General features: G+C 67.0%; 6 protein-coding genes. All 6 read right to left on the bottom strand.

Annotated elements, in window-relative coordinates; genetic code table 11:
* The coding region (mreD, locus tag DD1DGNOD_RS29070; protein ID WP_241255565.1) for a rod shape-determining protein MreD at positions 1–241 on the bottom strand (241 nt) is incomplete at its 3' end.
* Between the two features lie 24 nt (positions 242–265).
* The gene (mreC, locus tag DD1DGNOD_RS08380) at positions 266–1,279 is read right to left on the bottom strand and encodes a rod shape-determining protein MreC (RefSeq protein ID WP_131769831.1); all 1,014 of its coding nucleotides are present in this window, start codon (positions 1,277–1,279) and stop codon (positions 266–268) included.
* Positions 1,280–1,320: 41 nt separating this feature from the next.
* A complete protein-coding gene (locus DD1DGNOD_RS08375) occupies positions 1,321–2,352 on the bottom strand; it encodes a rod shape-determining protein (RefSeq protein WP_131765992.1) in 1,032 nt (343 codons plus the stop codon).
* Between the two features lie 459 nt (positions 2,353–2,811).
* Positions 2,812–3,225, bottom strand: a complete 414-nt coding sequence (gene ndk / locus DD1DGNOD_RS08370; RefSeq protein WP_131765991.1) for a nucleoside-diphosphate kinase — start codon at positions 3,223–3,225, stop codon at positions 2,812–2,814.
* Between the two features lie 189 nt (positions 3,226–3,414).
* Entirely contained in the window at positions 3,415–4,743 is a 1,329-nt protein-coding gene (locus DD1DGNOD_RS08365; protein ID WP_165034832.1) for a bifunctional folylpolyglutamate synthase/dihydrofolate synthase, read from the bottom strand.
* Between the two features lies 1 nt (position 4,744).
* Positions 4,745–6,037, bottom strand: a complete 1,293-nt coding sequence (gene clpX, locus DD1DGNOD_RS08360) for an ATP-dependent Clp protease ATP-binding subunit ClpX (protein ID WP_131765990.1) — start codon at positions 6,035–6,037, stop codon at positions 4,745–4,747.
* Positions 6,038–6,412 lie beyond the last annotated feature (375 nt).

Genomic DNA, 6,412 nt, shown 5'->3' with positions numbered 1-6,412 from the left:
CGGTCTGGCCGAGGACGTGCGTGGAGAGCAGGTCCGCGAGCAGCCCGACGGTGAAGCCGACAACCGCGCCGACAACGGGTCCCTGACTCAGCGCCACGAAGGAAAGCACGATCAGGACGATGTCGGGGCCGCCCAGCGGCAGGTCGAGCGCGGCGATAACGGACAGTTGCAGCACGGTCAGGACGACCATCACGGCGACGGTGACCACGACGATCCTGCCCCGAACCTCGGGGGCACGCATGCCCATGTTCCACATGACCCCGCCTCAGCCGGTGGACGTCCTCGCCGCGGGGGCGAGTGTCGGTGTCGGGGAGATCCGTACGGGCGCGCCGGGCACGGATGACGGTGACGGCGACGCGGTGGCTGACGGCTGCTGCGACGGCGGCGCGGTGGCCGGCGGCGGCGGCGCGGTGGCCGGCGGCGGCACCGGGCGCGGCGCCAGCACCCGGTCACCCGGATCGGTCGCGGGTGTGCCGACGACGACACCGACCAGGTCCAGCGAACCCAGGGCGGCGAAGGTGGTGACCTCGGCCGAGCGCGAGAGGCCCCCGCCGGAGTCCAGGACCTTGGTGACGACGCCGATCGGTACCCCACCGGCATAGTCGGCACTGCCGAACGTAACCAGGCGATCACCTGTCTTCACCTGGAGCGTGGCGTCGTAGAGGGTGAACGTCAGGGCGTCCGGACCGCCTCGGCCCGCCACCGCACCGAGCAGCCTGGTGTTCTCCAGTCGCGCGCCGATATGGCTCGCCGGACTGGAGGCCAGCTGGACCACGGCGGTGTGGGCGGTCGCGGTCAGGACCGTGCCGACGAGCCCGTCACTGTTGAGTACCAGCTTGTCCGGGGTGACCCCGTCGGCGCTGCCAGCATTGATCGTGACGGTCCAGTCGGTCCCGGTGATGTCACCGATCGCGACGACCCTGGCCGGGATGATCGTGTACTGTCCCCGGTCGGCGAGCAGCCGCAGGCTGGACAGTGCCGCGGCCTGCCGCCGCGCCTCGTCATCCTCGGCCAGGCGCCGCTTGAGCTCGGCGTTCTCCGCGGCGAGGGCGTCGGCGCGCTTCTGGTAGCGGTTGGGATGGGCCAGCGACGACAGGGTACGCCCGATCGGTCGGGTGACCGTGGTGACCGCTGTCTCGACCCCGCCGAAGACGTCGCGTAGCGCGCCGCGCAGGCCCGACGAGCTGTCACTCGAGTGGTAGTCAACGGTGATCAGAGTGAAGGCCACGACAAGCAGCACGAGGATGATCATGCGGGAACGCCGGGTGTCACGTCCCACCACCGGCCTCCGTACCTGAGAACCTCCGTACCTGCGGACAGTCAGCGACGGGGCTCGGAGATGAGTACCTGTTGCAACGCCTCGAACTCCTCGACGCACTTGCCGGACCCCATGGCGACCGAGTGCAGCGGGTTGTCGGCTATGTGGATCGGCATTCCGGTCTCGTGGCGCAGACGTTCGTCCAGGCCGCGCAGGAGCGCTCCCCCGCCGGTCAGCACGATCCCGCGGTCCATGATGTCACCGGACAGCTCCGGCGGACACTTGTCAAGGGTGACCTTGACTGCGTCGATGACCGCGTTCACCGGCTCCTCGATTGCCTTGCGGATCTCCTCGGCGGTGACGACGATGGTCTTGGGCAGGCCCGAGACCAGGTCCCGGCCGCGGATCTCAGCACTCGGCTCGTCCGACAACTTGTGCGCGGAACCGATTGCCATCTTGATCTCCTCCGCGGTCCGCTCACCGAGCATGAGCGAGTACTCCTTCTTGACGTAGGAGATGATCGCCGTATCCAGCTCGTCCCCTGCGGTCCGGATGGACTGACTGGTCACGATCCCGCCGAGAGAGATCACCGCCACCTCGGTGGTGCCGCCACCGATGTCGACCACCATGTTGCCGGTGGGTTCGTGCACGGGCAGCCCGGCCCCGATGGCCGCGGCCATCGGCTCCTCGATGATGTAGACCTTGCGCGCGCCGGCCTGGTAGCCGGCGTCCTTCACCGCCCGCTGCTCGACTCCGGTGATGCCGGACGGGACGCACACGACCAGGCGCGGCTTGGCGAAGTGCCGCCGCCGATGGACCTTCTGGATGAAGTAGCGCAACATACGCTCGGTGGTGTCGAAATCCGCGATGACACCGTCCTTGAGCGGACGGATCGCGACCACGTTGCCGGGAGTACGGCCGATCATCCGCTTCGCCTCGGTCCCGACCGCGAGGATCCCCGTCGTGGTGGTGTTTATCGCGACCACGCTGGGTTCATTCAGCACGATTCCGCGACCACGGACGTAGACGAGGGTGTTGGCGGTGCCAAGGTCCACGGCCATGTCACGGCCTAGGAACGACAACGAACTGGACATCGTCGGATGCCGGCCTTCCCGGGTATGCGGTCTGGGTGCGCATGCAGGGCGTGTTGGGTGTACAGGGCAGGCGGTGTCCGTAACGACGTGTCCACTGCTTGTTCGACGGGCCCCATCCAGTAGTCCAGTAGTCCGGCAATCCAGTAGAGACGCTGTTGCAGATACCAAAGAGCGTAAACCGGGCCCCTCGAGCCTGCCGCGGATGTGAGGGATACGTGGCGTGTAACGGTTCACGCACCACGCCGGGTCACCAGGCCTGCCAGCCCCAACCCGTACGACCAGTTCTAACACTCGGAGTAGCAAGGATGCTACCTGAGACAACCCACTGAAGACACCCGGAGTGACAGCACTCCGTAACCCAGACGAACGAGGAACCCACCCGCCGGACGCACCGCGGGTGCACCGACCGACGAGCGGCACGCCACCCGGTCGGTGCACCCGGGTCCGTTCGAGCGAGGGTCAGCTCAGCCCGGGGAAGAACAGGTCGATCTCGCGCTTGGCGGACTCGGGCGAGTCGGAACCGTGGACGAGGTTCTGCCCGATCTCCAGGGCGTAGTCACCACGCAGTGATCCAGGAGCTGCCTTGACCGGGTCGGTGGCGCCGATCAGGCCGCGCACGGCCTCGACCGCCCGCGGCCCCTGAACCACCAGCGCGACCAACGGGCCGGAAACGATGAAGTCGACCAGTTCGCCGAAGAACGGCTTGGCGGCGTGCTCGCCGTAGTGGGTCTCGGCAACCGACCGTTGCAGGGTGCGTAGCTCGAGCGCGACCAGGGTCAGACCCTTGCGTTCCAGCCGGCCGACGACCTCGCCGACGAGGCCACGGCTGACGCCATCGGGCTTGACCAGAACGAGGGTACGTTCGACGGACACGGAACTCCTTCTTCTGCTTACTCGCACGGACAGCCGCGGTATTCCGCGGCTGCTGTAGACCTTGCAGCGTGTAGACCTTGCGTGGACCTTGCAGTGTGTGGACCTTGCAGCCTCGGCGGCGCGACAGACCATGATCTACAGCCACGGATCCACAGTCACGCCACGTCCGGTTCACTGGCAACCTACCGGTCAGCGACGCAGCAGGTGCCGGGCCTCCCCCACCGTCACCAACGACCCGGTCACCAGGACCCCGGCACCGCCGAGGTCGGCGTCCTGCTCTGCCAGCCGGACGCCGACGTCGAGCGCGTCGTCGAGGCGGGCGGCGACCTCCACCCGGTCGGGGCCGAAGATGTCCACCGCGACTGCCGCGAGGTCGTCGACGGGCATCGCCCGCGGTGATCCGCTCTGGGTGACGACGACGGCGTGCAACACCGATTCGAGGGTGGCCAGGATGCCGGCGGCGTCCTTGTCGGCAAGTATCCCCACGACACCGACGAGACAGTCGAAGCCGAACGCCTCGTCCACGGCCTCGACGAGCGCCTGCGCGCCCGCGAGGTTGTGCGCGCCGTCCAGCAGCACCGTGGGCGAGCGCCGGACCACCTCGATGCGCCCCGGGGAGTCGGCCTGGGCGAAGCCCGCCCGCACCGCATCGATGTCGAGCAGCTCCCGGCCGCCGCCGAGGAAGCTCTCGACAGCCACCAGCGCGCATGCGGCGTTGTGGGCCTGGTGCTGTCCGTGCAGGGGTAGGAACAGGTTCTCGTAGACCCCGCCGAGACCACGGAAAGTCACCATCTGCCCGCCGACGGCGACGGTACGGCCGAGAACCCCGAACTCCAGCCCTTCCCGCACCACCGTCGCCCCCACCTCGGCGCACCGGCGTAGGAGCACCTCGGCTGCCGGCAACGGTTGCTGGGCGAGCACGGCGAGCGTGCCCGGATGGATGATCCCGGCCTTCTCCACCGCCACCGCCTCGGGGGTGTCCCCGAGCTCCGGATGATCGATGGAGATCGGGGTCACGACCGCCACCGCGGCGTCCAGGACGTTGGTCGCATCCCAGGTCCCGCCCATCCCGACCTCGACGACGGCGACGTCGACCGGCGCGTCCGCGAACGCCGAGAACGCCATCGCGGTCAGCAGTTCGAAGAACGTGACCTTCTCCGGATGCCGGCCGTCGACAAGCTCGGCGTACGCGATGACATCGTCGTAGGCCCGGGTGAAGACATCCGCCGAGGCAGGCCGGCCGTCCAGGCTGATGCGCTCGGTGACGCTCTCCAGGTGCGGGGAGGTGTAACGGCCAGGCCTGATCCCGAATGCGCGCAGCAGCGAGTCCGCCATGCGGGCGGTGGAGGTCTTGCCGTTGGTCCCGGTCAGGTGGATCGACGGGTAGACCCGCTGCGGCCGGCCCAACAGATCGACCAGGTCGCGCATCCGTTCCAGATCCGGGAGCATCCGGTGCGGGAAACGTCCGGCCAGGGCCTTCTCGACCCGGGCGAGACCGGCATCGTCGTCTGCCACCACGTCAGGCCGACTTCTCCTGGCGAGGGGTTCGCTTGGACGCGGCAACGTCACGGTCACGCGGGACCAGCGTCGGGTTGACGTGTTCCAGGACGACCTCACGCGTCACCACGGCCCGGGCGACGTCCTTGCGGCTCGGGATGTCGTACATGACCGACAACAGGACCTCTTCCATGATCGCACGCAGCCCCCGCGCGCCGGTTCCGCGTAGAATCGCCTGATCCGCGATCGCGTCGAGGGCGTCCGCGGTGAAGTCGAGGTCGACGCCGTCCAGTTCGAACAGTTTCTTGTACTGCCGGACCAGCGCGTTCTTCGGCTCGGTGAGAATGCGGATCAGCGCCTCCCGGTCGAGGTTCGACACACTGGTGATCACCGGTAGACGACCTACGAACTCGGGAATCATCCCGTACTTGAGCAGATCCTCCGGCATGACGTCGGTGAAGACGCTCGCGGCGTCCGGATCGTCCTTTCCGTGCAGGACCGCCCGGAATCCCAGTGATTTCTTGCCTATGCGCGAGTCGATGATACGGTCAAGTCCGGCAAAAGCTCCACCCACGATGAACAGGACATTTGTGGTGTCGATCTGGATGAACTCCTGGTGCGGGTGTTTGCGGCCGCCCTGGGGCGGCACGCTCGCGGTCGTCCCCTCCAGTATTTTCAGCAGCGCCTGCTGAACACCCTCGCCGGAAACATCCCGAGTGATGCTCGGATTCTCCGACTTACGCGCGATCTTGTCGACCTCATCAATGTAGATGATGCCGGTTTCAGCTTTCTTGACATCGTAGTCGGCAGCCTGGATAAGTTTGAGCAGGATGTTCTCGACGTCCTCGCCCACGTAGCCGGCCTCGGTGAGCGCCGTTGCGTCGGCGATCGCGAACGGGACGTTGAGCATCCGAGCGAGGGTCTGCGCCAGCAGTGTCTTGCCGCACCCGGTGGGCCCCAGCAGAAGAATATTACTTTTCGCAAGCTCTACATCACTCTTGGCGTCGCCGCCAGCCCCACCGGCCTGGACCCGCTTGTAGTGGTTGTAGACGGCAACCGACAGGGTCTTCTTGGCCTGCTCCTGACCAACGACGTAACTGTCCAGGAACTCATAGATCTCGCGCGGCTTCGGCAGCTCGTCCCACTTGAGATCGGAAGATTCCGACAGCTCTTCCTCAATGATCTCGTTGCAGAGATCGATGCACTCGTCACAGATGTAGACGCCCGGTCCGGCGATGAGCTTCTTCACCTGTTTCTGGGACTTGCCGCAGAACGAGCACTTGAGCAGGTCGCCGCCGTCACCTATGCGTGCCACCGAGGACTCAGTCCCTTCGTCCAGACGATGGTGTCGCCTGCAGGTCAGGGGCGGCCTGGCCGCCCAGTCGTCGCCTGTCTGTTACTATCCTGCCCGCGTTACCGACTGTTGCGCATGCCGGCGACTTCGGGCTGATGGCCGTCACATCCTCGTGTGGGGACGGTACCCCTTACAGACGCCCGGTGAGAGCTCTATCGCGCGGCTCGCGTGGATCAGCCTATGCTCCGCCTGCCGCGTCCCGGCACGTCCACGCCGTACGGATTGAATCTGTGCACGCCGCAGGACGCGGCACCCACCCCACCGACCGGTCACCTATCTGACCACCCACTGCTCGATACCCACCTGGCACCGCGGGGAAGCGACCCCGAACGCCCC

It is taken from the genome of Candidatus Protofrankia californiensis (assembly GCF_900634765.1).
Lineage (GTDB): Bacteria > Actinomycetota > Actinomycetes > Frankiales > Frankiaceae > Protofrankia > Protofrankia californiensis.
The sequence above is the reverse complement of the archived record's forward strand: the minus strand, read 5'-3'. Positions and strand labels throughout refer to the sequence as shown.